The sequence below is a fragment of the Pseudomonas sp. BP6 genome, assembly GCF_017875935.1.
In the GTDB taxonomy this organism is placed as follows: Bacteria; Pseudomonadota; Gammaproteobacteria; order Pseudomonadales; family Pseudomonadaceae; genus Aquipseudomonas; species Aquipseudomonas putida_Y.
In genome coordinates, this window is the sequence record NZ_JAGINI010000001.1 from 4,731,288 (window position 1) to 4,757,527 (window position 26,240).

The 26,240-nt window shown below is 62.5% G+C and carries 27 protein-coding genes and 1 riboswitch; of the genes, 11 read left to right on the forward strand and 16 right to left on the reverse strand.

Features of this window, described 5'->3' with window-relative positions; translation table 11 throughout:
• Window positions 1-48: 48 nt before the first annotated feature.
• From J3A98_RS21440 to J3A98_RS21450, 3 genes are all read right to left on the reverse strand, one after another.
• Window positions 49-1,179, reverse strand: a complete 1,131-nt coding sequence (locus tag J3A98_RS21440; protein ID WP_209968223.1) for a response regulator — start codon at window positions 1,177-1,179, stop codon at window positions 49-51.
• Window positions 1,180-1,312: 133 nt separating this feature from the next.
• Window positions 1,313-2,893, reverse strand: coding sequence for a sensor domain-containing diguanylate cyclase (locus J3A98_RS21445; protein ID WP_209968225.1), 1,581 nt, complete (start codon window positions 2,891-2,893; stop codon window positions 1,313-1,315).
• Between the two features lie 448 nt (window positions 2,894-3,341).
• Window positions 3,342-4,322: a zeta toxin family protein gene (locus tag J3A98_RS21450; RefSeq protein WP_209968228.1), complete on the reverse strand. Its 981-nt coding sequence runs from the start codon at window positions 4,320-4,322 to the stop codon at window positions 3,342-3,344.
• Window positions 4,323-4,472: 150 nt separating this feature from the next.
• Window positions 4,473-4,614: riboswitch (FMN riboswitch) on the forward strand.
• An 80-nt stretch (window positions 4,615-4,694) separates the two neighbouring features.
• On the opposite strand from J3A98_RS21450, the gene ribB reads away from it, so the two are divergent.
• The 5 genes from ribB to J3A98_RS21475 all read left to right on the forward strand — a co-directional run bounded on the left by ribB (window position 4,695) and on the right by J3A98_RS21475 (window position 12,122).
• Window positions 4,695-5,345 (forward strand): 3,4-dihydroxy-2-butanone-4-phosphate synthase, encoded by a 651-nt coding sequence (gene ribB / locus J3A98_RS21455; RefSeq protein ID WP_209968230.1) that lies wholly within the window; start codon window positions 4,695-4,697, stop codon window positions 5,343-5,345.
• A gap of 245 nt (window positions 5,346-5,590) precedes the next feature.
• Window positions 5,591-5,833, forward strand: coding sequence for an exodeoxyribonuclease VII small subunit (locus J3A98_RS21460; protein WP_003255380.1), 243 nt, complete (start codon window positions 5,591-5,593; stop codon window positions 5,831-5,833).
• Window positions 5,830-6,717: a (2E,6E)-farnesyl diphosphate synthase gene (gene ispA / locus J3A98_RS21465; protein ID WP_209968232.1), complete on the forward strand. Its 888-nt coding sequence runs from the start codon at window positions 5,830-5,832 to the stop codon at window positions 6,715-6,717. Before J3A98_RS21460 ends, ispA begins: the two co-directional genes overlap by 4 nt.
• A 177-nt stretch (window positions 6,718-6,894) precedes the next feature.
• On the forward strand, window positions 6,895-8,790 hold the full coding sequence (gene dxs, locus J3A98_RS21470; protein ID WP_209968234.1) for a 1-deoxy-D-xylulose-5-phosphate synthase: 1,896 nt from the start codon (window positions 6,895-6,897) through the stop codon (window positions 8,788-8,790).
• Between the two features lie 1,460 nt (window positions 8,791-10,250).
• Window positions 10,251-12,122 carry a TonB-dependent receptor gene (locus J3A98_RS21475; protein ID WP_209968236.1) on the forward strand — a complete coding sequence of 624 codons (1,872 nt, stop codon included), beginning with the start codon at window positions 10,251-10,253 and terminating at the stop codon, window positions 12,120-12,122.
• Here J3A98_RS21475 and J3A98_RS21480 read toward each other — a convergent pair.
• From J3A98_RS21480 to nrdR, 12 genes are all read right to left on the reverse strand, one after another.
• Window positions 12,100-12,912 carry a cobalamin-binding protein gene (locus J3A98_RS21480; RefSeq protein ID WP_176684358.1) on the reverse strand — a complete coding sequence of 271 codons (813 nt, stop codon included), beginning with the start codon at window positions 12,910-12,912 and terminating at the stop codon, window positions 12,100-12,102. The genes J3A98_RS21475 and J3A98_RS21480 overlap by 23 nt on opposite strands.
• A complete protein-coding gene (locus J3A98_RS21485) occupies window positions 12,912-13,331 on the reverse strand; it encodes an MFS transporter (protein ID WP_176684357.1) in 420 nt (139 codons plus the stop codon). The genes J3A98_RS21480 and J3A98_RS21485 overlap by 1 nt, the downstream gene beginning before the upstream one ends.
• Window positions 13,328-13,945, reverse strand: a complete 618-nt coding sequence (gene ribA, locus J3A98_RS21490) for a GTP cyclohydrolase II (RefSeq protein ID WP_003255389.1) — start codon at window positions 13,943-13,945, stop codon at window positions 13,328-13,330. Before ribA ends, J3A98_RS21485 begins: the two co-directional genes overlap by 4 nt.
• A gap of 180 nt (window positions 13,946-14,125) precedes the next feature.
• Window positions 14,126-14,869 carry a transporter substrate-binding domain-containing protein gene (locus J3A98_RS21495; protein WP_176684356.1) on the reverse strand — a complete coding sequence of 248 codons (744 nt, stop codon included), beginning with the start codon at window positions 14,867-14,869 and terminating at the stop codon, window positions 14,126-14,128.
• A gap of 16 nt (window positions 14,870-14,885) precedes the next feature.
• Window positions 14,886-15,389: a phosphatidylglycerophosphatase A gene (locus J3A98_RS21500; protein ID WP_028697792.1), complete on the reverse strand. Its 504-nt coding sequence runs from the start codon at window positions 15,387-15,389 to the stop codon at window positions 14,886-14,888.
• Window positions 15,386-16,354 carry a thiamine-phosphate kinase gene (gene thiL, locus J3A98_RS21505; RefSeq protein WP_209968238.1) on the reverse strand — a complete coding sequence of 323 codons (969 nt, stop codon included), beginning with the start codon at window positions 16,352-16,354 and terminating at the stop codon, window positions 15,386-15,388. Before thiL ends, J3A98_RS21500 begins: the two co-directional genes overlap by 4 nt.
• Before the next feature lie 18 nt (window positions 16,355-16,372).
• Window positions 16,373-16,873, reverse strand: coding sequence for a transcription antitermination factor NusB (gene nusB / locus J3A98_RS21510; protein WP_003255393.1), 501 nt, complete (start codon window positions 16,871-16,873; stop codon window positions 16,373-16,375).
• Window positions 16,870-17,346 carry a 6,7-dimethyl-8-ribityllumazine synthase gene (ribE, locus tag J3A98_RS21515; protein ID WP_003255395.1) on the reverse strand — a complete coding sequence of 159 codons (477 nt, stop codon included), beginning with the start codon at window positions 17,344-17,346 and terminating at the stop codon, window positions 16,870-16,872. The genes nusB and ribE overlap by 4 nt, the downstream gene beginning before the upstream one ends.
• A gap of 91 nt (window positions 17,347-17,437) precedes the next feature.
• Window positions 17,438-18,529 (reverse strand): bifunctional 3,4-dihydroxy-2-butanone-4-phosphate synthase/GTP cyclohydrolase II, encoded by a 1,092-nt coding sequence (ribBA, locus tag J3A98_RS21520; RefSeq protein ID WP_209968241.1) that lies wholly within the window; start codon window positions 18,527-18,529, stop codon window positions 17,438-17,440.
• A gap of 18 nt (window positions 18,530-18,547) precedes the next feature.
• A complete protein-coding gene (locus J3A98_RS21525) occupies window positions 18,548-19,213 on the reverse strand; it encodes a riboflavin synthase (protein ID WP_209968243.1) in 666 nt (221 codons plus the stop codon).
• A gap of 42 nt (window positions 19,214-19,255) precedes the next feature.
• Window positions 19,256-20,386: a bifunctional diaminohydroxyphosphoribosylaminopyrimidine deaminase/5-amino-6-(5-phosphoribosylamino)uracil reductase RibD gene (ribD, locus tag J3A98_RS21530; protein ID WP_209968246.1), complete on the reverse strand. Its 1,131-nt coding sequence runs from the start codon at window positions 20,384-20,386 to the stop codon at window positions 19,256-19,258.
• 2 nt (window positions 20,387-20,388) lie between these two features.
• On the reverse strand, window positions 20,389-20,853 hold the full coding sequence (gene nrdR / locus J3A98_RS21535; protein ID WP_003255402.1) for a transcriptional regulator NrdR: 465 nt from the start codon (window positions 20,851-20,853) through the stop codon (window positions 20,389-20,391).
• Between the two features lie 106 nt (window positions 20,854-20,959).
• On the opposite strand from nrdR, the gene J3A98_RS21540 reads away from it, so the two are divergent.
• The 3 genes from J3A98_RS21540 to trxA are packed head-to-tail and all read left to right on the forward strand — an operon-like array spanning window position 20,960 to window position 22,970.
• Entirely contained in the window at window positions 20,960-21,406 is a 447-nt protein-coding gene (locus tag J3A98_RS21540) for a YbaY family lipoprotein (RefSeq protein WP_209968251.1), read from the forward strand.
• Window positions 21,407-22,066: a 50S ribosomal protein L11 methyltransferase gene (locus J3A98_RS21545; protein WP_209968254.1), complete on the forward strand. Its 660-nt coding sequence runs from the start codon at window positions 21,407-21,409 to the stop codon at window positions 22,064-22,066.
• Between the two features lie 31 nt (window positions 22,067-22,097).
• Window positions 22,098-22,970 carry a thioredoxin gene (gene trxA / locus J3A98_RS21550; RefSeq protein ID WP_209968257.1) on the forward strand — a complete coding sequence of 291 codons (873 nt, stop codon included), beginning with the start codon at window positions 22,098-22,100 and terminating at the stop codon, window positions 22,968-22,970.
• Window positions 22,971-23,120: 150 nt separating this feature from the next.
• Here the strand turns inward: trxA and J3A98_RS21555 are convergent, their stop codons facing one another.
• A complete protein-coding gene (locus tag J3A98_RS21555; RefSeq protein WP_176684349.1) occupies window positions 23,121-23,465 on the reverse strand; it encodes a hypothetical protein in 345 nt (114 codons plus the stop codon).
• A 130-nt stretch (window positions 23,466-23,595) separates the two neighbouring features.
• On the opposite strand from J3A98_RS21555, the gene J3A98_RS21560 reads away from it, so the two are divergent.
• Genes J3A98_RS21560 through J3A98_RS21570 form a run of 3 tightly spaced genes read left to right on the forward strand, consistent with a single transcriptional unit; the run spans window position 23,596 to window position 26,165 of the window.
• The gene (locus J3A98_RS21560; RefSeq protein WP_209968260.1) at window positions 23,596-24,189 is read left to right on the forward strand and encodes a DUF2796 domain-containing protein; all 594 of its coding nucleotides are present in this window, start codon (window positions 23,596-23,598) and stop codon (window positions 24,187-24,189) included.
• A complete protein-coding gene (locus J3A98_RS21565; protein WP_209968263.1) occupies window positions 24,190-24,900 on the forward strand; it encodes an ABC transporter ATP-binding protein in 711 nt (236 codons plus the stop codon).
• Window positions 24,900-26,165 (forward strand): ABC transporter permease, encoded by a 1,266-nt coding sequence (locus J3A98_RS21570; protein ID WP_209968266.1) that lies wholly within the window; start codon window positions 24,900-24,902, stop codon window positions 26,163-26,165. The genes J3A98_RS21565 and J3A98_RS21570 overlap by 1 nt, the downstream gene beginning before the upstream one ends.
• The last annotated feature ends 75 nt before the right edge of the window (window positions 26,166-26,240 follow it).

Here is a 26,240-nt window from a genome sequence, read left to right on the forward strand (position 1 = left end):
AATCCATTTCAAAGCGTCAGCGTAGACGATCAGCTGCGAATTGCGCAGTCAGACAAGCCCCGCCAAGGCTTTCAGACGTGCGACCGTTTCCGTCGGCTCATCGTGTTCGAGCGCAGCCGCCAGGCGCATGATCACCTGATTGCGGTGAACATGGGACTTTGGCAAAGCATATACAGCGCCGATCAAATCACGCATCGACATCGGCAGTGCCCAACGCGCCTTCAGTGCAAGCGCGAAAGCGCGGCCATAAGTCGCAACCGCCAGCGATAGCATATCGTCATCAATTGCATGTCCGCGCCCTGCCCAAAGATCAGCCTGATACAAGACACACAGTTCGCCGATTCGGTGAAGTAACGCAGCGGCATGCAGCGGCGCCGGGTCCAGGTCGCATTGCCTGGCGAGGGGTACAACCCGCTCCGCCAAGCGCTCCGAGGCCACAAACTGCTCTTGTAACCATAATCCAATCAGCGGGTCTTCAACGACCGATGCCTGGCGCAATGCCATCGCTATCGCCAGGTTGAGCGCCGTTCGCCCGCCAAGGCGTGTCAACGCTTGCGCCAAGCCCTCACACGGCTGTACCCCACCGCCATAAGCGGCACTGTTCGCAGCCGAAATGAGGTAAGCGCACAGCGCCGGCTCGTTCTGCCAGCGCATAGCCAGCTCGCGGAAATCCATCGGCACACCACTGAAGGCTTGCTGGAGGCTTTCTTTCACACTGGAAAGCAGTGGAAGGTCCAGATCGGAAGCCGACAACTGACTCAGGTAAGTATCCAGGCTATCACTGAGGGCAGGCGCCGCCGGGGCCAGTTCGTCATCCGGCAACAGTGCATTGATCTTTGCCATGACGGCAGGAACATCAAAAGGTTTAGTGATGTAAGCACTGATACCCAATTGCCTTACTTCCAAAACGCTCTGCCGGTCAGAGCGCTCAGTAATGACCACCAAGGGTATTTCCGTATCAGACGTGCGTATAAAACGAAGCAAGTCGATGCCTGCACCGTCGGGAAGATTCCAGTCAGACAACACCAATTGGTAGTGACCACATGCCCACGCCGCCATCGCAGCTTCGACACAAGAAAAGCACTCGACCTCGGTCGCGGGCCTAGAAGCATGGATCATCTGGCGGATCAGCTCAGACATCCAAGGATCATCGTCTACCACCATGATGCGTATCGACAAGACGAATCACTCCGTTGATAAAGGCCTTACACCTGCTCGCTGTCAGCAGTGCGGCGGGGTACCCACGAAGCTAAGCCAGACTGCACCAGTGCTGCAAGTGCTTAGGGTATAGCACGCCCCGGCATAGGGTGTATCAGTGCACTCGTTCGATTACCCTTGATCGTGTTTCTGCTACCACCTGGTTACGCCCTTGCTGTTTGGCACGATAGAGCAGTTGATCTGCCTTATCGAAAACCTCGGCCATAGAGTCGCCAGGCCGCCACAGCGCCACGCCCAGTGAAACAGTGATGTGGCCTACTGTTTCCAGGTCGGCCGATGCTATCGAGAGACGTAACCGCTCCGCGAGAGCTGTCGCCGCTGCGATCGAACTCTCGGGAAGCAGCACAACGAACTCTTCACCGCCAGTACGGCAAAGCAGATCGCTGGGCCGAGCGTTCTGCTTCATCAACGCGGCCACCGCACTGAGTGTCTCGTCACCGACGGCATGACCATAGGTGTCATTCACACGCTTGAAATGATCAATATCCAGCGAAATCACAGCGATTGAGTTTTTCGTCTCCAACCAGACGGCAAGTGCGTCTTGCATTGCCCGACGATTGGCCAACCCCGTGAGTGCATCTGTTTGAGCCTGGCGGTTGAGCGTGCCGATTTTTTCCTGCAATAAAGAAGCACTGAGCAAAAGCGCTCGACGTAATTGCCAGCTCTCCGCATAGTCCACAGGAATCATGCTGATGCGCTCATAGCTTTCGGGTAAGTCCAACCGTTTGGCACTGTCCGCCAAGCGAGACAATGGCCTGGAGAGCCGAATGCCCAGCCACCAGATCAGCAGCAATCCCAGCAAGCCCAGCGGTATGATGCCTTTGGCGACCTTCAGCGCACTCGTACACAATGAATCCTGAATGCCAGCCATGGGTTGCGTAGAAACTATCCCCCAGTGGCTACTGGAAATCATCGCATGGCCCGCAAGCATCTCATTACCCTGACCATCCACCGCCCGGATGGAGCCAAGCGCTTGGCTCAATGCAGCATCAACGATCTTGTCTTGCTTGATGATCCTGCCGATCTGCCGAGGATCAGGGTGGTAAAGCACACGACGCTGGCTGTCCACGAGAAAGACGTAGGCACCATTTTGTCGATGGTTCAAATCCATCAGGGCTCGCAGTGAATTCTCCTGCGCCAAACGAAGCGTGCCCCCCACGAGCCCAAGGTATTGCCCTTGCACATCGAAGACCGGATAGGAAACGAAAACCACCAGATTGCCGGAGAGGGACTCAAAGGCATTACTGATCATTGGCTGACGCCGCTGCAGCGGCTCACGCTTTTGAAGCGCTTGACCATTCAGGTGCAAAAGCTCTGGTGCGGACGCAACGATGGTGCCGTCGGCATTGGCGATAAGCACTGAATTGAAGCTTTCATCCTGTCCGAGCAGCCGTCGAACCTCAAGCTCTAGTTGCTGCTGATCGGTGAATCTCTCTGCGACAATCGTCGCGCTGTATCCGAGACGATCAAGGTCCGAGCTCAGTACCTCTTCTACGCCTGTAGCGATGCGCAGAGCGTAAGCTCTGTTAGCATCAAGCGCGTTCCCAATGAGCTCTTGCTCTTGCGTTTTGAACATTACCCAGAATGTGTTGGCAAGCGTGGCTGCCGCGCTGATCAACGCAAACGTGAGCAGTACAATACGCAGGTTCAACCTGGGTTTCGATTGGCTAGGCATTCATTGTTCCAAGAGCAGGGAGTTCTAGCTTGGTCAAATCACAAGATTCATGAAAAACGCGAAATCTCAAGCTTTTTCCGGCCCTTGCGCGATACCTGCAATATCCCAAACAGCGGTCTAACTTGTAGTAAGTCTCTCATGCCCGCCCACCTGTGACCAACAGGTTGCTCACAATGGACTGCTGATATCCCGTAATGCGATGTGAGCTCATGGCTTAAGGTGCTCAGTGATTACATTGAAGTTCCGAGGGTCAGCCTGCCCCAACATCCAGAATGAAGATCCAGCTACAACAACCCATTTAATGCTGAAGAATGGATTTAGGGGTAGCAGACAAAAGGACAACGGAAATGCCCACCCCGTCACTGTGGTAGCGGGATGGGCGATTGTCCGACAGGCGCGGGTGATCAAGGGCATGCCTGGCCAGTGATCAGCCCTGCCCCTGGTCGACTCAAGGTTGCGCGTACTTGAGTACGTACAGGCACAGCTCGCGGTAGACATCGACAGGCAGTTGCGACATCAGCTTCTGAGCCTGGCCGAGGGTTTTACAATTGAGCTCGGCCATCGCCCGACGGTGTTCCGAACCCAGCAGGCCGGCATGCACCACCTGCGCATACTGAATATAAGAACAGGGGAAATCGGCTTGGGGGCTGCGTTGGACCTTGAAGTCGATCTTCAGGTCTGCCCCGCGGAAGAATGCTCTGCCCTGGTAGGTCTGCTGGGGCACGAGAAGTCCTTTTTCCGGGCAGGTGCTGTGACAGACCGGAAGGCTATTCTTATCCGTCTCCAGGCCACGTCGATAGATCACGATTTCGGAACCCGGTACCTCGATACAGGCGTTTTCGAAAGCATCGATGATGGACCTGCCATTGATTTGCGCCTCTTCGATCTGCGTCAGGCTGACCACACGCTCGATCTCATGATTGCCAACGCTGTTGACCACACGGTCCAGGGTCGACCAGTGGCTGAACTCTTTCTGGCACGCAATCAGATGGACCTCGCTCTGATAGCCCTGCCGAGCGGCATCAGGTGGAAAATCAGCGAAATGAGGGCTGTCGAGCGCGGTCTCCATGATGATGTTGTATTTGTTTTCCATCGCATACGTGCAAATCAATGCCCCCAGGCGCCAGATGAACGACTCGGTATGCTCGTAGACATACAGCACACCTTTGTCTTCCATGGCCCGATAGTGAGGGTGCAGTTCACGAAAATGGGTTTCGTAAAGGCGAACGTAATTGTCGTACCGCCCGCTCTTCAGCAGCGTGTTTTCCAGCAAGTACGTCTTACCCGAGCCTTGTGCACCGGCAATGATGAGCATTTTGGGCTTGAGCACGCCGTCGACATAGTCGCGCTTCTTGTCGAACAATGTGTCGACGACCTTTCTGAATGCGAGATGGAGATCGGTATCGGTAAAAGGATAGAGAGAGGACATGACGGGTCGTTTCCTTGGTTTGCCAATGTGACCGTCACGAAGGTAAGCGTTGCGGCAGGTGAAAAAGGAGTAGATGGTTACCGCTGCAAGCCTCATCGAAGGTCGTAGAACCGCGGGTTGCCACTGGGGTGGCACTGTGCTGTATGCTTGGGCGGTCTTCAGGGCGGGGTGCAAGTCCCCACCGGCGGTAAATCGAAAGATGAGCCCGCGAGCGCCCCGACCATGTCGGGGGTCAGCAGATCTGGTGCAACTCCAGAGCCGACGGTCATAGTCCGGATGAAAGAAGGCGTCATGCAGGGGCCATCCGGGCGCCCTTGCGCGCGCATTTTGTTCGCCCCGAGACGTTCATCGATCATTCACGAGGAGCGTTTCATGTTCACCCAGCACCACGCGCAATTCCCCAATGTTTCCGCCGCCATCACCGCCTTCAAGGCCGGGCGCCCTGTACTGTTGCTCGACGATGACGACCGCGAGGACGAAGCGGACATCATTGCTGCCGCCGAGAACATTTCGCTGCAGACCATGGCCATGATGATTCGCGATTGCAGCGGCATCGTCTGTCTGTGCCTGGACGAAGCCACCGTCGACGAACTGCAACTGGCGCCCATGGTGCAGAATAATCAGGCCCGGCACGGCACCGGTTTCACCGTGACCATCGAAGCGGCCGAAGGTATCACCACCGGGGTTAGCGCCCAGGATCGCATCACCACCATTGACGCAGCATTGCGCTCCAGCGCCGAACAGCGCCATATCGTCAGCCCGGGGCATGTTTTTCCGCTGCGCGCCCGCAATGGCGGGGTGCTGACCCGCCGTGGACATACCGAAGGTTCGGTGGACCTGGCGCGCCTGGCCGGCCTGCGCCCGGCTGCGGTCTTGTGCGAACTGATGAACCCCGATGGCAGCATGGCCCGTGGTGAGCAGGTGGCGGTATATGCACGGCAGTACAATTTGCCGGTGCTGACCATCGAGGAACTGGCGCAGTACCGTGAGGCGATGGTGGAACGGGAAGCTGCTACGGCTTGATGGTTTCCTGCGCCTGACTTGAGGTAGATGGCGGCGCTGAAATCGAGCGCCGCCCACGCGGCGCATCGCGAGCAAGCTCGCTCCTACATTTTTTCGGGCCAGTAACATCTGTGCCTGCGCGCGATCGCCTTGTTTGTTTCATACAGTATCGAGGTTCGCCCCAGAGGCCTGCTCCACACAAGTTTGCTCCCCCCGCCCCGCTCTGCTAGTGTCGCGCCGTTCTGAATGCCACCGAGACAGTCGCCATGGCCCGCAAAAAAGCCTCCCTCGATTTCGAGCAATCCCTCGCAGACCTGCAAGCACTGGTCGAGCGCCTGGAGAACGGCGAGTTGTCGCTGGAAGAGTCGCTGGCCGCCTTTGAACAAGGCATCGCCCTGACCCGTGACTGCCAGGGAGCCCTGGCCCAGGCCGAACAGAAGGTGCAAATTCTGCTGGAGCGCGACGGTGAACTGGCTGCCCAGCCCTTCGACGCGGAGCCGGAAGCATGATTGGCACCTACCAGGCCAGTTGCCAGGCGCGCGTCGACGCAGCCCTCGAACCGCTGTTCATCGCCCCGAGCAAAGAGCTGGAACGCCTTTACGCCGCCATGCGCTACAGCGTGATGAACGGCGGCAAACGCGTGCGCCCGTTGCTGGCCTACGCGGCCTGCGAAGCCTTGGGCGCCCCCGCCGAGCAGGCCAACGGTGCAGCCTGCGCGGTCGAGCTGATTCATGCTTACTCGCTGGTGCATGACGACCTCCCGGCCATGGACGACGACGACCTGCGTCGCGGCCAGCCGACCACCCACAAGGCGTTTGACGAAGCGTGCGCCATCCTTGCTGGCGACGGTTTGCAGAGCCTGGCTTTCAGTGCCCTGCTCGACCCTTGCCTGAGCCCGCAGATCGACAGCATTCGCCTGGCCATGGTTCAGGTACTGGCCAAAGCTGCCGGCCCGGCCGGCATGGTTGGCGGCCAGGCCATCGATCTCGGTTCGGTGGGCCAGAAGCTGGACCAGCAGGCGCTGGAGTTCATGCACCGGCACAAGACCGGCGCGCTGATCGAAGCCAGCGTACGCCTCGGCGCCCTGGCCAGTGCCCGCGCCGGACAGGCGCAGCTGGATGCCCTGCAGACATACGCACAGGCCATTGGCCTGGCATTCCAGGTGCAGGACGACATCCTCGACGTGGAAAGCGACACTGCTACCTTGGGCAAACGCCAAGGTGCAGACATAGCGCGTGACAAACCGACCTACCCGGCCCTGCTGGGCCTGGAAGCCGCCAAAGCCTATGCAATCGAACTGCGCGACCAGGCGCTGACCGCACTGCAAGGGTTCGGCGAAACGGCCGAACCGCTGCGGGCTTTGGCGCGTTACATCGTCGAACGCCGTAACTAAACAGCTTCACCTATCCCCGTAGGATCGGGTTTACCCGCGAATGCGATCTTGAATTTGCCGACGCATTCGCGGGTAAACCCGCTCCTACAGGGGGCCGCGTAACCTGTGGTCGAATGGGCACTTTTCCCACAATGGGGTAAACTGCCGCGTCTTCACACACCAATAACGACTCGCCTGATGCCCACGACGTTTCAAGAGATCCCCCGCGAACGCCCGGTCACGCCGTTGCTCGACCGCGCTGACACGCCTGCCGGCCTGCGCCGGTTGGCCGAAGCCGACCTGGAAACGCTGGCCGACGAACTGCGCCAGGAACTGCTCTACACCGTCGGGCAGACCGGTGGGCATTTTGGTGCCGGCCTGGGCGTGATCGAGCTGACCATCGCCCTGCACTACGTGTTCGACACCCCGGACGACCGGCTGGTGTGGGACGTGGGGCACCAGGCCTACCCGCACAAGATCCTCACCGGGCGCCGTAACCGCATGCTCAGCCTGCGCCAGAAGGACGGCATCGCGGCCTTCCCACGCCGTAGCGAAAGCGAGTACGACACCTTTGGCGTTGGCCACTCCAGCACCTCGATAAGCGCCGCGCTGGGCATGGCCATTGCTGCCCGTCTGCAGAACAGCGCACGCAAGTCGATCGCGGTGATTGGTGATGGCGCGCTGACCGCCGGCATGGCCTTCGAGGCGTTGAACCACGCCCAGGAAGTCAATGCCGACATGCTGGTGATCCTCAACGATAACGACATGTCGATTTCGCGCAACGTCGGCGGCCTGTCCAACTACCTGGCCAAGATCCTCTCCAGCCGCACCTACGCGAGCATGCGCGAAGGCAGCAAGAAAGTGCTGTCGCGACTGCCAGGCGCCTGGGAAATCGCCCGTCGCACCGAGGAATACGCCAAGGGCATGCTGGTGCCAGGCACGCTGTTCGAAGAGCTGGGCTGGAACTACATCGGCCCGATCGACGGCCACGACCTGCCCACCATGATCGCCACCCTGCGCAACATGCGTGATCTGAAAGGCCCGCAGTTCCTGCATGTGGTGACCAAGAAGGGCAAAGGCTTCGCCCCTGCCGAGATTGACCCGATCGGCTACCACGCCATCACCAAGCTGGAGCCGGCCGACAAGCCCGCCGCGCCGAAGAAAGCCAGCGGCCCGAAATATTCCGCGGTGTTCGGCCAGTGGCTGTGCGACATGGCTGCTGCCGACAACCGCCTGGTGGGCATTACCCCAGCGATGAAGGAAGGCTCGGACCTGGTCGACTTCAGCGAACGCTACCCTGAGCGCTACTTCGACGTTGCGATCGCAGAGCAGCATGCCGTGACCTTGGCGGCCGGCATGGCCTGCGAGGGCAGCAAGCCGGTGGTGGCGATTTACTCCACCTTCCTGCAGCGTGCCTACGACCAGCTGATCCACGACGTGGCGGTGCAGAACCTCGACGTGCTGTTCGCCATCGACCGTGCCGGCCTGGTCGGCGAGGATGGCCCGACCCACGCCGGCAGCTACGATCTGTCGTACCTGCGCTGCATCCCGGGCATGCTGGTGATGACCCCCAGCGACGAGAACGAGCTGCGCAAGATGCTCAGCACCGGCCACCTGTACAACGGCCCGGCAGCTGTACGGTACCCGCGTGGTACCGGCCCGAATGCGCCGATCAGCGGTGACCTGCAACCACTGGAGATCGGCAAGGGTGTGGTCCGCCGCCAGGGTGAGAAAGTGGCCCTGCTGGTGTTTGGCGTACAACTGGCCCAGGCCATGCAAGTGGCCGAACAGATCAACGCCACGGTGGTCGACATGCGCTTCGTCAAGCCGCTGGACGAGGCGCTGGTGCTGGAGCTGGCAGGCAGCCATGAGCTGCTGGTAACCATCGAAGAGAACGCCATCATGGGTGGCGCGGGCGCTGCGGTGGGTGAGTTCCTTGCCAGCCAGGCAGTGCTCAAGCCGCTTCTGCACCTGGGGCTGCCGGATATCTATGTCGAGCATGCCAAGCCTGCGCAAATGCTGGCTGAGTGCGGGCTGGATGCGGCCGGGATCGAGGCCTCGGTGAAGGCCCGCATGGCCAGGCTCGGGCTCTAGGGCCCTTTCGCGGGTGAACCCGCTCCTACGACGGCCTGCGCCCGATTACCGATGTGTGCCCACTGTAGGAGCGGGTTTACCCGCGAATACGGTAGCGGCGGCAACGGTGAACGGCTGGTGGAAATTGGCCTGCAGGACCGGCCCTTTCGCGGGTGAACCCGCTCCTACGACGGGCTGCGCCCGATTACCGATGTGTGCACACTGTAGGAGCGGGTTTACCCGCGAATACGGTAGCGGCGGCAACGGTGAACGGCTGGTGCAAATTGGCCAGCAGGCCCGGCCCTTTCGCGGGTGAACCCGCTCCTACGACGGGCTGCGCCCGATCACCGATGTGTGCCCACTGTAGGAGCGGGTTTACCCGCGAATACGGTAGCGGCGGCAACGGTGAACGGCTGGTGCAAATTGGCCTGCAGGACCGGCCCTTTCGCGGGTGAACCCGCTCCTACGACGGCCTGCGCCCGATTACCGATGTGTGCCCACTGTAGGAGCGGGTTTACCCGCGAATACGGTAGCGGCGGCAACGGTGAACGGCTGGTGGAAATTGGCCTGCAGGACCGGCCCTTTCGCGGGTGAACCCGCTCCTACGACGGGCTGCGCCCGATTACCGATGTGTGCACACTGTAGGAGCGGGTTTACCCGCGAATACGGTAGCGGCGGCAACGGTGAACGGCTGGTGCAAATTGGCCAGCAGGCCCGGCCCTTTCGCGGGTGAACCCGCTCCTACGACGGGCTGCGCCCGATCACCGATGTGTGCCCACTGTAGGAGCGGGTTTACCCGCGAATACGGTAGCGGCGGCAACGGTGAACGGCTGGTGCAAATTGGCCTGCAGGACCGGCCCTTTCGCGGGTGAACCCGCTCCTACGACGGCCTGCGCCCGATTACCGATGTGTGCCCACTGTAGGAGCGGGTTTACCCGCGAATACGGTAGCGGCGGCAACGGTGAACGGCTGGTGGAAATTGGCCTGCAGGACCGGCCCTTTCGCGGGTGAACCCGCTCCTACGACGGGCTGCGCCCGATCACCGATGTGTGCCCACTGTAGGAGCGGGTTTACCCGCGAACTACGGTAGCGGCGGCAACGGTGAACGGCTGGTGGAAATTGGCCTGCAGGACCGGCCCTTTCGCGGGTGAACCCGCTCCTACGACGGGCTGCGCCCGATCACCGATGTGTGCCCACTGTAGGAGCGGGTTTACCCGCGAATACGGTAGCGGCGGCAACGGTGAACGGCTGGTGAAAATTGGCCAGCAGGCCCGGCCCTTTCGCGGGTGAACCCGCTCCTACGACGGCCTGCGCCCGATTACCGATGTGTGCCCACTGTAGGAGCGGGTTTACCCGCGAATACGGTAGCGGCGGCAACGGTGAACGGCTGGTGGAAATTGGCCTGCAGGACCGGCCCTTTCGCGGGTGAACCCGCTCCTACGGGGACAGCACAGTGCTGTGAAAACTCTTTGGAACTGCCCATGAAAAAATTTGCCTGTACCACGATTCTCTGTGCCCCTACATTCCTTCTGGCCGCTGAGCGCGACGACGCCCTCAAGCTCCCCGACGTGCTGATCAGCGCCAGCCGTCAGGTCGAATCGCGAACCGCCACCAGTGCCGCCAACACGGTTTTCACCCGCTCCGACATCGACCGCCTGCAACCCACCAGCGTCACTGACCTGCTCTCCCGCGTACCGGGCGTGCAAGTGGCACCTACCGGTGGCCGTGGCAGCCTGCCGGGCATCTTTATCCGTGGCACCAAGGCGGCGCAAAGCCTGGTGCTGGTCGATGGCGTACGCATCGCCAATGCCACTTCGGGCGACAGCGGCCTGCAGTTTCTGGACATCGATCAGATCGAGCGGGTTGAAGTGCTGCGTGGCTCGCGCTCGGCGGTGTACGGCAGCGATGCCATTGGCGGGGTTATTCAGATCTTCACCCGCCGCAGCAATGGCCCAGGCCTGCAGCCACGCCTGCGCATGGCCGCCGGCAGCAACAAGACATTCCAACGCAGCCTGGGGCTTTCTGGCGGCAACGACACGACTCGCTTCAACCTTGGCGCCAGCCTGGATGAAACTGCCGGTATCGACTCGACCGGGCCATCCTTCGCCAGCGATGGTGACCACGACGCTTACCGCAACAAGGCGTTGAACCTGAGCCTGAGCCACACCTTCGGTGAGCGTTTCGAGGCCGGCCTGAACCTGCTCGACAGCCGTGGTCGCCGCGAGTACGACAACCCGTTCGGTGGCTTCGACCCGGTCACCTTCGAAAGCTTCGGTCAACAACCCTACACCGACTTCAGCGTCAGCAGCCTGGGCAGCTACTTTGACGTTCAGTTCACCGAAACCTGGCATTCACGCCTTGAACTGGCACATAGCGAGAACCGGGACGACAAACGCGACAAGCTCAGCGCTGAGCGCTTCGTGTTCAACACCTACCGCGATCAGGCTACCTGGCAGAACGACCTGTCCATCGGCGAACGGAACACCGTACTGATCGGTGGCGACTGGTACGAAGACCGCGTGCATGGCAGTACCGACTTCACTGAGGACAGCCGCTGGAACCGTGCCGTGTTCGCCCAGCACCGCTACCAGGGTGAGCCGTTTTCCACTGAGCTGGGCGTGCGCCATGACCGCAACCAACAGTTTGGTGGCCAGACCACCTGGAGCGGCAGCCTGACCGTACCGCTGAACGCGAACAACGATGTGCTGCTGTCATACAGCGAAGGCTTCCGCGCTCCGACGTTCAACGACCTGTATTACCCACAGTTCAGCAACCCGAACCTGGACCCAGAGCACTCCAGAAGCTACGAGCTGCAATGGCGCAGCCAGCTGAGTACAGAGAGTCGGCTGGAGACTTCGCTGTACCGCACCGATCTGCGCGACGCGATCATCTTTGGCCAGGACTCGATACCCCGTAACGTCGCCTCGGCACGAATCAATGGGGTGGAAATGGCGCTAGCGCAGCAATGGGGCGCCTGGCACAGCCAGCTTGGCCTGGCGCTGATCGACCCACGCGACCGCGAGACCGGCCATACCCTCGCCCGCCGAGCCCGCCGCTCCTTGAGCCTGGACCTTGACCGTGAGTTCGGGCGTTTCAGCGTGGGTGCCAGCTGGCAGGCGGTCAGCAGCAGTTATGACGATGAGGCCAACCGTAACCGCATCGGTGGCTATGGCCTGCTTGGTTTGCGCGGCAGTTGGGCGGCTAGCGATGAACTGGAACTCGAAGCCAAACTGGATAACCTGCTGGACCGCAACTACAGCCGCGCCCTTTACAGCTACGAGGGCACGTATCACCCTTACCGCGAAGAAGGCCGCACTGTGCTCTTCAGCGTCACCTGGACGCCGGCGCTTTAGCGTCCAGCAACGCACACAAGCGGGCGGTGGCTTCGATCATCTGCCCGCTGGGACGCTCCAGCCCTTTGTCCGGCACCACCAGCAGGCGCCCATCAGCAACCGCCCGAATCTGCGGCCAGGCCTTCCAGCTGGCCAGTTGCGCCTCATCGGCTGCCAGGATGACCTGCGGATTACGCAGCAGCACGGACTCCACATTCACTTGCGGCGCGGGCTGGGCAAGGTCAGCGAACACATTGCGCGCCCCGCACACGGCCAAGGCGTCGGTCACCACCTGGCGGCCACCGAGCGTGTACAGCGGCCGATCCCAGACTTGATAAAACACCTGCAAGGGCTCGTCACGCCGATACTGTTGGCGCAGCTGCTGCAGCCGCTCACGCAGGGCTCGCGCGTACGAATGGCCCTGCTCGGCCCGCCCGATACGCCCGGCAATGGCCTCGATCTGCTCAATCAACTGGTCGATGTCATGGGGTTCGGCGCTGAAGGTGGCGATACCCAGGCGCTTGAGTTGGTCACGCTGGGCCGGTGGCACACTGCCTGGCCACAGCAGCAACAGATCGGGGCGCAGGCTGAGCAGGCGCTCCATGTCCAGTTGCCCCTGGCGCCCGACCGAAGGCAAGTGGCGCAGCGCAGCCGGCCGGTCGCCGCCATCCAGCACGCCCACCAGCAGGTCGTCGGCCTGCAGCTCAAGCATGATCTCGCTCATCGAGGGGGCCAGGCTGACGACACGCAGCGGTTCGGCAGCCTGTACGGTGCAGGCGAACAACGCCAGCAGGCCAGGTAGCAGTCGCATCAGCCCAGCTGGCGCGGAATGCGATAGAGGTACAGCACTACAACCGTCGACAATGCGAGCAGGATCTGCGGCACTGCCTCCAGGCCGACCAGCACCGACAGTGCGGCGACCCAAGCCGGGAAGCAGGCATACAGCATGGCCACGCGCCGTACCCGCGCCAGTTCGATCCAGGCAGTGGGCTCTTCACCCGTACCGAGCACTTTGGAGGTGGCAATAAGTGCGCGCTTATAGGCGCCGAAGCGCGGCAGGCTGAGAAACATGGTGGCCGCACCGGCGATGAATAGCGGCATGGCCAACACCGGAGGCAGCGCATCGCCTCCCCCAAAGGCCCAAGCCATGACTGGCAACGGTACCAGGCCCACCGCCAGGTACTGCCACCAGGCCAGCGCCAGGCGCCGCTTGACCTCGGCGCGGGTCACGCCTGGGGCACCTCGCCCTGGTGTTCGTTGCCCAGCATGTGGCCCAACTTGCCGGCCTTGGTCGCCAGGTAGTAGCGGTTGTGCGGGTTATGCCCGGTGTGCAGCGGCACACGCTCGGCAACCACGATGTTCATGTCGGTCAGGGCTTTGACCTTGCGCGGATTGTTGGTCATCAGGCGCAGCGACTTGACGCCCAGGTGCTCGAGCATCGGCAGGCATATGGCGTAGTCACGCTGGTCGGCAGCGAAGCCCAGGCGCTCGTTGGCTTCGACGGTGTCGGCGCCGCCATCTTGCAGCTCGTAGGCGCGTATCTTGTTCAGCAGGCCGATGCCACGGCCTTCCTGACGCAGGTACAACAGCACCCCACGGCCTTCGCGGGCGATGGCCTGCAGCGCGGCTTCAAGCTGCGAGCCGCAGTCGCAGCGCTGGCTGAACAGTGCATCGCCGGTCAGGCACTCGGAATGCAGGCGCCCCAGTACCGGCTGGCCGTCCGCGATATCACCCAGGCTGAGCACCACATGCTCACGGCCTGTAGCTTCGTCGAGGAAGCCATGCATGGTGAAGGTCGCGAAGGGCGTCGGGAGTTTAGAGGCGGCAACAAAGACGACGGGCACGTTGTGCTCCTGGAATAAGTAGGAATTTTCTCGTGGGCCGATTGTATCAGCAGGTTGGGGGATGTGGGCTGGCTGTATACGGTGGGTTAAGATCGAAAAGTTCGATACTTATTGAAAGCCACCGCTCAATCACAAGCCCGCTGCCACAGAGAACCGCGATCTACCTCAATGTATTCGGCCTCAGTGCGGGCGACTGTCCGCGTTGAACGGATAGGGCTGTTTCCAGTGCTCGAAAATCGGCTTCAGTTCGCCGCTACGTACCAGCTCTTTCATGCGCTTGTCGAACAGATCGCGCAGGGCCCTGGCCTGGTCGTTACGGGCAAAGGCCAGGTACAACGGCAACTCGGCCACATGGGTACGCCGAAAGCGCTCGGGCTGGGGGGCTTGCCCGAGCACGTAGTCCACCTCGGTCAGTGCGTCGATGTAGTAGTCCACCCGGTCATGCTCGAGCATCGGCAAAATGCCCTCGCGACGCTGGATTTCGCGGAACTCGTGCACATTGGGCAAGTAGCTGCCGTAATCATAGCCACGCACCCAGGCCAACCGGTACTTGCCGATGGTCTCCAGCGTAGGCGCAGGCTTGCTGGCCAGCCCCAAGGCATAGATATGGTCCATGTCGAAGTGCCAGCGCGGGTACAGATTGTCGTCGTTTTCTTCCTTGTACGAGCCAACCCAGGCATCAGCCTCGCCGCGCCTGACCAGGCCAACCGCCCGGCTGTAGGGCGCGCTCTGGGTGACCACCTCGACTCCGGCCGGCTCGAACACTTTGCGCAGCACATCCCAGGCCACCCCGGTACCGTCGGCGTTGGTGTAGTCGAGCCACTCCTCGCTAACCAGATGGATCTGTTTCGGCATGCTCTCGGCAGCCGCCACCCACGGGGCAACACTCAGCAGCATTGCCAGCAGTACAGTCCTTATGGCCATTCACGCACTCCCTGTTTCAGGCAACCGCCCACACCAGAACCTGCATGCCCAGCCAGGCAAACACGCCGGCCAGGATATCGTCGAGCATGATGCCGACGCCCCCGTGCACATGGCGGTCGATCCAGCGAATCGGCCACGGCTTGAGGATGTCGAAGAAGCGGAACAGCAGGAACCCTGCCAACAGCCACTGCCAGCCCTCCGGCACCAGCCAGAGGGTGATCCACATGCCGACAATCTCGTCCCAGACAATGCCTTCATGGTCGTGTACGCGCAAGTCATTGGCAACTTTGCCGCACAACCAGAAGCCAAACAGCATGCTCACACCGAGCAACAGCCAGTAACCCCAGTCGGGCAGCATCTGCCACAGCGGGATGAACGGTATGGCCACCAGCGAGCCCCAGGTACCCGGCGCCTTGGGCAAGGTGCCAGAACCGAAGCCAAAAGCGATGAAGTGCCACGGGTTGCGCCAGACCGAAGGCGGAACGAACTCCGCAGGCACCTGATTGGGGTGATCGGTCACGGTATCTCCCTGAAGTGTTGATAGCCCCGCTGAACGGGGGTGATGTCCTGGCCCTGCGCGTCGCGCAAGGTCACGCCTTGCCCTTCGAGCACACGGCCGACGGTATGCACTTCGATAAAATCGAAGGCTGCCAGAGGCGCCAGCGCCTCGGGTGGCAAAGTGAACGCCAGTACGTAATCGTCGCCACCGGTAAGCGCCGCCTTCACCGCTGCTTCCCGGCCGAGGAAAGCCTCCAGAGCAGGAGACACTGGCACTTGCGCCAGGTTCACCTCCAACGCGACTCCGGATGCCTTGGCAATATGCCCACAGTCGGCGAGCAGCCCGTCGGAGATGTCCAGCGCCGCCGTGGCCCGGCCACGCAGCAGGGCACCGAGGGTGAGCTGCGGCATCGGTGACCAGTAATGGGCCAGCAGCGGCTCGGCCTGCGCGGCAGGCGCCTCGCGCTCACCCAGCACCAGCGGCAATGCACCGGCGGCCTTGCCCAGTGAACCACCGACACACAGCAGGTCACCCGGCCTTGCACCGCTGCGGCGCAAGGCCTGGCCAGCCGGTACGCGGCCGAACACGGTCACGGTGATGCTCAACGGGCCGCGCGTGGTGTCACCACCGATCAGGCTCATGCGGCAACGGTGGGCCATGCGCCCAAGGCCGTCGGCATAGGCCGCCAGCCAGTCAGGGCCAACGTCAGGCAGGGTCAGTGCGAGGGTAAAACCGATTGCAGTCGCACCCATGGCTGCCAGGTCACTGGCCGCCACGGCCAACGAACGCTGGCCAAGCAGCAACGGATCGCAAACAGCAGGAAAATGCACCCCGGCGACCAGGGTGTCGGTCGACACCGCCAGTTGCTCACCGGGGGGAAGGTCCAGCAGGGCGCAGTCGTCGCCGATTCCCAGCGCCACGCCATCGCCGCCCTGCGCACAAGGCGCAGCGGCGAAGTAATGGTTGATCAGCTCGAACTCACCCATGGCCAGGCAGCGCCAGGATCAGCGCTTGTTCGCCTTGACTTCTGCTTCACGCAGCGCCGGGGCGAGCTTGTCCAGTACGCCGTTGACGAACTTGTGGCCGTCAGTGGCACCGAAGACCTTGGCCAGCTCCACACCTTCGTTGATCACGACGCGGTACGGCACGTCGACGCGCTTGATCAGTTCCCAGGTGGACAGGCGCAGCACGGCCAACTCAACCGGGTCGAGCTCTTCCAGTGCGATGGTCATGCAAGGCACCAGCGCCTTGTCGATTTCGCCCTTGATTGCCGGGACCCCATGCAGGATCTCGCGGAAATAGGCACCGTCGACATCGGTGAAATCGTTGTCCACCCGGAACTGCGCTTCGATCTCGTTCAGCGAATGCTGGGCCATGTGCCACTGGTAGAGGGCCTGGGTCGCGAGCTTGCGGGCTTCGCGGCGCTTGGCGCTCTTCGAGGGCTTGCCGGCATCCGCAGGTTTTGGATCGCGCGGGTTGAAACGATCGCTTTCGTCGCTAATCACTTGGCCTCCAACTGCGCCAGCAGGCTGACCATTTCCAGTGCGGACAGGGCAGCTTCAGCACCTTTGTTGCCGGCTTTGGTGCCAGAACGCTCGATGGCTTGCTCGATGGAGTCGACGGTCAGTACGCCGAACGCCACCGGAACACCGAACTCCATGGACACCTGGGCCAGGCCCTTGGTGCATTCGCCCGCCACGTATTCGAAATGCGGGGTACCGCCACGGATCACGGCGCCCAGGGCGATGATCGCGTCGTAGGCGCCTTGCTGGGCGACCTTCTGTGCCACCAGCGGGATCTCGAATGCACCCGGGGCACGGATGATGGTGATGTCGCTTTCGCTGACACCATGGCGTACCAAGGCGTCAACGGCACCGCTTACCAGGCTTTCGACAACGAAGCTGTTGAAGCGGCCAACCACCAAAGCATAGCGACCTTTGGGGGCGATGAAGGTACCTTCGATGGTCTTCAGGGTCATTCCGATATTCTCATCTTCAAGAGCGAGGCCGCATACAAGCGGCCTCGGCAGGGGTCTGGACTCGAGCAGAGGGCGTCAATGCCGCCTCAAGTCACTCGGAGGGCACGTATTCTACAACTTCCAGATCGAATCCGGATATCGCGTTGAACTTCATCGGCGAACTCATCAGGCGCATCTTGCGCACGCCGAGGTCGCGCAGGATCTGCGAACCGGCACCCACAGTGCTGTAGGTGGTCGGGGCCTTGGTCGGCGCATCGCCCGCACTTTCGCGGATGTGCGCCAGCAGCACGTCGCCGTCCAGTGGGTGGCCCAGCAGCAAGACCACACCGCTGCCGGCCTCGGCCACGGCGGCCATGGCCGCGCGCAGGCTCCAGCGGCCTGGCTGCTTGACCAGCAGCAGGTCACGCAGTGGGTCCATATTGTGTACCCGTACCAAGGTCGGCTCTTCGGCGCAGATCTTGCCCAGGGTCAAGGCCATGTGCACGTCGCCTTCGACCGCGTCACGGTAGGTGACCAGGTTGAACTCACCCAGCTCGCTCTCCACCGATTGCTCGGAAACACGCTGCACGGTGCGTTCGTGGATCATGCGGTAGTGGATCAGGTCGGCGATGGTGCCGATCTTCAGGCCGTGCTCGGCGGCGAACACTTCCAGTTCGGCGCGGCGCGACATGGTGCCGTCGTCGTTCATCACTTCGCAGATCACGCCGCTTGGCTCGAAACCGGCCATGCGCGCCAGGTCACAGGCGGCTTCGGTGTGGCCGGCACGCGCCAGCGTACCGCCTGGCTGGGCCATCAGCGGGAAGATGTGACCAGGGCTGACGATGTCTTCGGCCTTGGCGTCCTTGGCTGCGGCAGCCTGCACAGTGCGTGCGCGGTCAGCGGCGGAAATACCGGTGGTGACGCCTTCGGCGGCTTCGATCGACACGGTGAACTTGGTGCCGAAGCCCGAGCCGTTGCGCGGTGCCATCAACGGCAGCTTCAGCGTTTCGCAACGCTCGCGGGTCATCGGCATGCAGATCAGGCCACGGGCGTGCTTGGCCATGAAGTTGATGTGCTCGGGCTGGCAGCATTCGGCTGCCATGATGATGTCGCCTTCGTTCTCACGGTCTTCGTCATCCATCAAGATGACCATTTTGCCCTGGCGGATGTCTTCGACCAGTTCTTCGATGCTGTTGAGCGCCACGCGGCACCCCCTTCTCAATCAGGATTTCAAGAAGCCATTGGCGGCCAGGAAGCTTTCGGTAATGCCACTGCCCTTGCTCGGTTCGGCGGCCTTGTCACCCAGTAGCAAGCGCTCCAGGTAACGGGCCAGCAGGTCGACCTCAAGGTTTACCCGACGCCCTGTACGGTAATCGGCCATGATGGTTTCGGACAGAGTGTGCGGGACAATGGTCAGCTCGAACTCGGCGCCATTGACCTCATTCACCGTCAGACTGGTACCGTCGACGGTGATCGAACCCTTGTGGGCGATGTACTTGGCCAGTTCCTTCGGTGCACGCACGCGAAACTGGATGGCGCGAGCGTTATCGCTGCGCGAAATGATTTCGCCGACCCCGTCGACGTGGCCGCTGACCAGGTGCCCGCCCAGGCGGGTGGTGGGCGTCAGGGCTTTCTCCAGGTTGACCTTGCTGCCGCTCTTGAGGTCGATGAAGGCGGTGCGCTTGAGGGTTTCGACGCTGACATCGGCCCAGAAGCCGTCGCCCGGCAGCTCTACGGCCGTAAGGCATACACCGTTGACGGCGATGCTGTCGCCGAGTTTGACGTCCCCCAAGTCGAGCTTGCCGGTTTCTACGTAGACGCGCACGTCACCACCCTTGGGGGTCAGGCTGCGGATGGTGCCGATGGATTCGATGATGCCGGTGAACATGGGGTCTTCCTCAAAAACGGTTTGCGCAGGGCAAGCCCGGCATTATACGCCGGGCGCCGGCAGGGGGATGGCCGTGACCCGCCAGTCATCGCCCACTGCGCGCATTTCGGTAATTTTCAGCCGCGGCGCCTCGCTCATCTTTTCCAGTGGCCAGTCCAGTAATGGGCGGGCGTGGGAGCCGAGGAAGGTGCCGGCGACGAACAGCTGGAACTCATCGACCAGGCCCTGCCTGGCAAAGGCACCCACCAGGCCAGCACCAGCTTCCAGCAGGATTTCGTTTACGCCGCGGGCGGCCAGGGCCTGCAGCAGCGCCGCAAGGTCGACCTGGCCATTGTCGCCCGGCAAGCTGAGCAATTCGTGGCCGGCAGCGGCATAGCGCGGGTCATCTGCGACAGCAGTCACCACCAGAGCCGGGCCGGCCTGGAAGAACGGCGCAGCCAGTGGCAGGCGCAGGCGGCCATCGACCAACACTCGCAAGGGTGTGCGGCTGAGTGCCTGGGCAGTGGTTTCGGCATCCAGACCCAGCTCGGCGCCACGCACGGTCATGCGTGCGTTATCGGCCAGTACACTGGCGGCGCTGGTCAGCACCACGCTGGAACGGGCGCGCAGGCGCTGTACCGCCGAGCGGGCGGCCGGGCCGGTGATCCACTGGCTTTCACCACTGGCCATGGCTGTGCGGCCATCCAGGCTCATGGCCAGCTTGGCGCGAACGAACGGCAGGCCGTGCTCCATGCGCTTGAGGAAGCCTGGGTTGAGGGCGCGGGCCTCGGCTTCGAGCACCCCGCTGGCCACTTCGATTCCGGCTTCGGCCAGGCGGCGCAGGCCCTGTCCCGCCACTTGCGGATTAGGGTCCTGCATGGCGGCTACTACACGCGCCACACCGGCCTTGACCAGCGCTTCGGCACATGGCGGCGTACGGCCATGGTGGCTGCATGGCTCCAGGGTGACGTAGGCACAAGCCCCGCGGGCAAGTTCACCCGCCTGACGCAGGGCATGCACTTCGGCATGCGGCTCGCCGGCGCGTACGTGCCAGCCTTCGCCAACCACCTCGCCATCACGCACGATCACGCAGCCTACCCGCGGGTTCGGGTGGGTGGTGTACAGGCCTTTGCGCGCCAGCTCCAGCGCGCGGGCCATGTAGTGGGCATCAAGGATGGCGGCTTGGCTGGGCATGTTCACTCTTTAGCTGGCTCACGGGCCAGGCGGTCGATTTCTTCGCGGAACTCGTCGAGGTCCTGGAAGCGCCGGTACACCGAGGCAAAGCGGATATAGGCCACTTCATCGAGTTTGCGCAACTCGGCCATGACCATTTCACCGACCACCAGCGATTTGACTTCGCGTTCGCCAGTGGCACGCAGCCGGCTCTTGATGTGCGCCAGCGCGGCTTCCAGGCGCTCGACGCTGACCGGACGCTTTTCCAGCGCCCGCTGCATGCCGGCGCGCAGCTTTTCTTCGTCGAAGGGCTGACGCGTGCCGTCCTGCTTGATCAGCCGGGGCAGCACCAGCTCGGCGGTTTCGAAGGTGGTGAAGCGCTCGCCGCAGGCCACGCATTCACGGCGGCGGCGCACCTGCTCGCCCTCTGCAACGAGGCGAGAGTCGATGACCTTGGTGTCGTTGGCACCGCAAAAGGGACAGTGCATGGTGGCAGGCAACAAAAAAAGGGAGGGCCATGGTAGCGCATTGCACTGGCAAGACAAGCCAAAGGGGTTAACATCCATGGGAAATATGCCCGTGAAGGACTACCCCATGCACTACCGAGCGCTCGTCGTGCTGTGCTGCGCCGCTCTGCTTGCCGCCTGCGGCAGCGACAGGCCAAAGACCGACAACCCGGCGCCCGCCCCTGCCCGCTCGGCCAAGGCCGAAGTACCGGGCCCGCTGCCGGCCTACCAGCGCGAGCTGAGCGGCACCTTGCTGGAAATCCCGGCAGGTGCCGACGTGGAACTGGCCTTGCTGGTCATCGACGAACGCGACCGTCCGCAGCGCCTGCTGGCAAGCAGCAAGCTGACCGGTACTGGCCAGGCACTGCCCTACCACCTGCGTTTCAACCCCGAAGCCTTCCCGCCCGGTGCCCGAGTCGAACTGCGTGGCCGCGCCAGCAACTCTGGCCAGCTGATCATGCACCTGCCCCCTGTGCGCATTACCCAGGCACAGACCCAGGCCACCGGCCCGCTGCGTTTCGAGAAGGCGCCTTAAGTGGCGCCGCTGGCCCTGCAACAGGCCCTCAGCGGCCTGATCGGCGAAGCGCGCCTGATCGTCAGCGAACTGCCCGATTGCGACCTGAAGCTATGGCTGATCGACGACCAGAACATGGATCGCGCCTTCAGCAGCGAAGAAACCCGGCGCATTCTCGAAGAGCCGCCCTATTGGAGCTTCTGCTGGGCCAGTGGCCTGGCAATGGCCCGCTACCTGGCCGAACGCCCGGAGTGGGTGGCGGGCAAGCGCGTGCTGGACTTTGGTGCCGGCTCTGGTATCGCCGGCATTGCTGCTGCACACGCCGGTGCACTGGAAGTGGTGGCCTGCGACCTCGACCCGCTGGCCCTCGATGCCTGCCGTGCGAATGCGGCACTGAACGGGGTGACCCTAAGCTACAGCAGCGATTTCTTTGCCGAGGAAGACCGCTTCGACCTGATCCTGGTTGCCGATGTGCTGTACGACCGCGCCAACCTGCCGCTGCTGGATGCCTTCCTGAGCCGCGGTCACCAGGCCCTGGTGGCCGACTCGCGGGTACGTGACTTTCGCCACCCGTTGTACCAGCAATTGGGCGTGCTTGAAGCACTGACCCTGCCGGACCTGGCCGAGCCACACGAATTCCGCCGGGTCAGCCTGTACCACGCCAGTCGCGACACCTTATAGTGTTGCCATACACGAGTTTGCGAGAGTCGCGATGACCCAAGACACGCCTTACATTTTCGACGCCACCGATACCAACTTCCAGCAACTGGTGATCGAGAACTCCTTCCACAAACCGGTGCTGGTGGACTTCTGGGCCGAGTGGTGCGCGCCGTGCAAGGCACTGATGCCATTGCTGGCAAAGATTGCCGAGGGTTACCAGGGCGAACTGCTGCTGGCCAAGATCAACTGCGACGTGGAGCAACAGGTGGTTGCCCAGTTCGGCATCCGTAGCCTGCCGACAGTGGTGCTGTTCAAGGACGGCCAGCCGGTAGACGGCTTTGCCGGGGCACAACCGGAATCGGCGATCCGCGCCATGCTCGAGCCGCATGTACAAATGCCAACCGCGCCCACCGCCTCGCCACTGGAACAGGCTAAGGCGCTGTTTGCCGAAAGCCGTTTTGCCGAAACCGAAGCGCTGTTGCAGGCGCTGCTGGGTGAGGACAACAGCAATGCCGAAGCGCTGATCCTATATGCCCGCTGCCTGGCCGAGCGTGGCGAGCTGGGCGAAGCGCAAGTGGTGCTGGATGCGGTCAAGACTGACGAACACAAAGCTGCACTGGCCGGTGCCAAGGCCCAGCTGACCTTCCTGCGCCAGGCTGCCAGCCTGCCGGAAGTGGCTGACCTTAAAAGCCGCCTGGCGCAGAACCCGCAAGACGACGAGGCGGCTTATCAGCTGAGCATTCAGCAACTGGCGCGCCAGCAGTACGAGGCGGCGCTGGAAGGGCTGCTGAAGCTGTTCCAGCGTAACCGTGGCTACGAGAACGGGCTGCCGCAAAAGGCGCTGTTGCAGGTGTTCGATTTGCTGGGTGGCGATCACCCGCTGGTTGGTGTTTATCGTCGCAAGCTGTCGGCGGCAATGTTCTGAGTGACCTTGAAGCCTGCGCTGGACCTGTGGGAGCGGGCATGCCCGCGAAGAAACCGACACAGTGGATGGCACCGGCTCTGCCGGTGTTCGCGGGTAAACCCGCTCCTACGGGCGACCGCGCAGACTTTCAGATTTTGAGCAAGACAGCGCTCACCCTACCCAGTGATAAACCGGCGCATCCACGCCACTCTCCACCTTGACCTCACTGCTGTGCCGCAAACGCACCAGCAGCCGTTTGCCCGCCGCCGTACTCCCTGACAGCCCTTCCAGGCGGTCCAGCAATTCCGGCCCGCTCATCTGTCCTGCCAGACGCAACACATCACGCGCCGCAGCCCACTGAGCGTCATTTTGGCGCGGCCCGGCCACCGCAGCTGTCGCAGCCGCCTGGGCTGCCACCGGCACCTCGGTCTGCCGCCCAAGCTGCGCCCACTCTTCAGGCGTCAGCTCGATGGTCAGGTCCACCGGCCAGTCACCAATCTGTCCACGAACTCTCATGATGCATTCCTTGAACTCACGTCAATGCAGCCATGCTACCGCAACATGAAACATACGCCACGCAGGCTGGCGGCGCGCCGAAACCTTGTTATAACATAACCCAATCTTCCAGCCCGCTCCGGAGTCATCCATGCGTCGCCTGCTGCTTGCCCTGCCCTTCGCTCTGCTGCCACTGGCCGCGGCCCATGCCCACGATGAACATGACCATGATCATGACCACGCCCACGGCTCCCTCGGCGCCCACGAGCATGGCGTAGCCAAGCTCAACGCAGTGCTCGATGGCAATACACTGGAACTGGAGCTGGACAGCCCGGCAATGAATCTGGTCGGCTTCGAGCATGCCGCCAGCAGCGATGCCGACAAGGCCAAAGTTGCCGCCGTGCGCCAGCAACTTGAACAACCACTGAAGCTGTTCGGCCTTTCTGCTGCCGCAGACTGCAAGGAAGAGCAGCAGGCGCTGGAAAGCCCTCTGTTCGGTGACGCTTCGAAGGCCGATGACGATGGTGACGAGCATGAACACGAACACGAACACGGCCATCAGCACAGCGACATCGGCGCCCATTATCAGCTGACCTGCGCCAACCCCGACAAACTGACCCAGCTGGACCTGGCGCCGCTGTTCAAGGCCTTCCCCGCCACCCAGAAAATCAACGTGCAACTGATCGGTCCCAATGGCCAGAAAGGCGTGGAAACCACGCCGGCCAAGGCAGCGGTCGCCTTCTGAATGAACCAGCCGTTGATCGATCTGCATGACCTGGTGTTCGCCTGGCCAGGCCACCCGCCGCTGCTGGATATTCCGGCATTGCGCCTGGACGCTGGTGAGGCACTGTTTCTCAAAGGCCCTAGCGGCAGTGGCAAGACGACCTTGCTGGGCCTGCTGGGCGGGGTGAACGTGCCAGCCCAGGGCCGCATCCAGTTGCTCGGCCAGGATCTCGGCAGCCTGAGCCAGGGCGCCCGCGACCGCTTTCGGGTCGATCACACAGGGTACATCTTCCAGCAGTTCAACCTGCTGCCGTTCCTCTCGGTACGTGAAAACGTCGAGCTGCCCTGCCGCTTCTCGCGCAGCCGCAAGGCACGCGCCGAGCAGCGCCATGGCAGTGTTGACCAGGCGGCCAGCACGCTGCTGACCCACCTGGGCCTGGGCGACCCTGCCATGCTTGCCCGCCGCGCCGACAGCCTGTCGATCGGCCAGCAGCAGCGGGTCGCCGCCGCCCGCGCACTGATCGGCCAGCCTGAGCTGGTGATTGCCGACGAACCGACCTCGGCTCTGGATGCAGACACCCGCGAAGCGTTCATCCGCCTGCTGTTCGATGAGTGCCGCGCCGCCGGTGCCAGCCTGCTGTTCGTCAGCCACGACCAGAGCCTGGCACCGCTGTTCGACCGCCACCTGTCGCTTGCTGAACTGAACCGTGCCGCCAAGCCCCGGGAGGCCTGATGTACCTGCTCCGCCTTGCCTTGGCCAGCCTGGCCAACCGCCGCTTCACCGCTTTTCTGACCGCCTTCGCCATTGCCCTGTCGGTGTGCCTGCTGCTGGCTGTTGAGCGGGTCCGTACCGAAGCCCGTGCCAGCTTCGCCAGCACCATCAGCGGCACCGACCTGATCGTCGGCGCACGCTCTGGCTCGGTGAACCTGCTGCTGTATTCGGTGTTCCGCATTGGCAACGCGACCAATAACATCCGCTGGGACAGCTTCCAGCACTATGCACAGGACCCACGGGTGAAGTGGGCAATCCCGATCTCGCTGGGCGATTCGCACCGCGGCTACAGAGTGATGGGCACCACCACAGATTACTTCAGCCATTACCAGTACGGCCGCCGCCAGCATCTGCAACTGAGCCAGGGGCGAGAGTTTGCCAACGACCCGTTCGAGGTGGTGCTCGGCGCCGAAGTGGCCGAGGCATTGCACTACAAGCTGGGTGACAAGCTGGTGCTGGCCCACGGCGTGGCCGCAATCAGTCTGGTCAAGCACGACGACAAGCCGTTTACCGTGGTCGGCGTACTCAAGCGCACCGGTACCCCCGTCGACCGCACCCTGCATATCAGCCTGGGCGGCATGGAGGCGATCCATATCGACTGGCACAACGGCGTACCCGCCCGTGGCGCCGGGCGCATCAGCGCCGAGCAGGCCCGTACGATGGACCTGCAACCTGCTGCCATCACTGCATTCATGCTTGGCCTGAACAGCAAGATCGCAACCTTCAGTCTGCAGAGGGAAATCAACGAATACCGTAGCGAGCCGTTGCTGGCGATCCTGCCTGGGGTCGCCCTGCAAGAGCTGTGGAGCCTGATGGGCACCGCAGAGCAGGCATTGTTCGTGGTGTCACTATTCGTGGTGCTGACCGGTTTGATCGGCATGCTCACGGCGATTCTCACCAGCCTCAACGAACGCCGCCGAGAAATGGCGATCTTGCGCTCGGTCGGGGCCCGGCCTTGGCATATTGCAGGGTTGCTGGTACTTGAAGCACAGTCACTGGCGTCGGTCGGGATCGTGGCCGGGCTTGGCTTGCTATATGCGGGTATCGCCCTGGCACAGGGGTATGTGCAGGCCAACTATGGTTTGTATTTGCCACTGGCTCTGCCAAGTACTCATGAATGGACCTTGCTGGCTATCATCATGGGGGCCGCGTTGCTGATGGGCAGCGTGCCGGCGTGGCGGGCTTACCGCCAGTCGCTGGCCGACGGCCTGTCCATCCACGTCTGAGTGCGCGTAATGATCAAACACCTCACCGCCTGCCTCGCGGGCACGCCCGCTCCCACAGGGAGCCCCGCAGGCTTC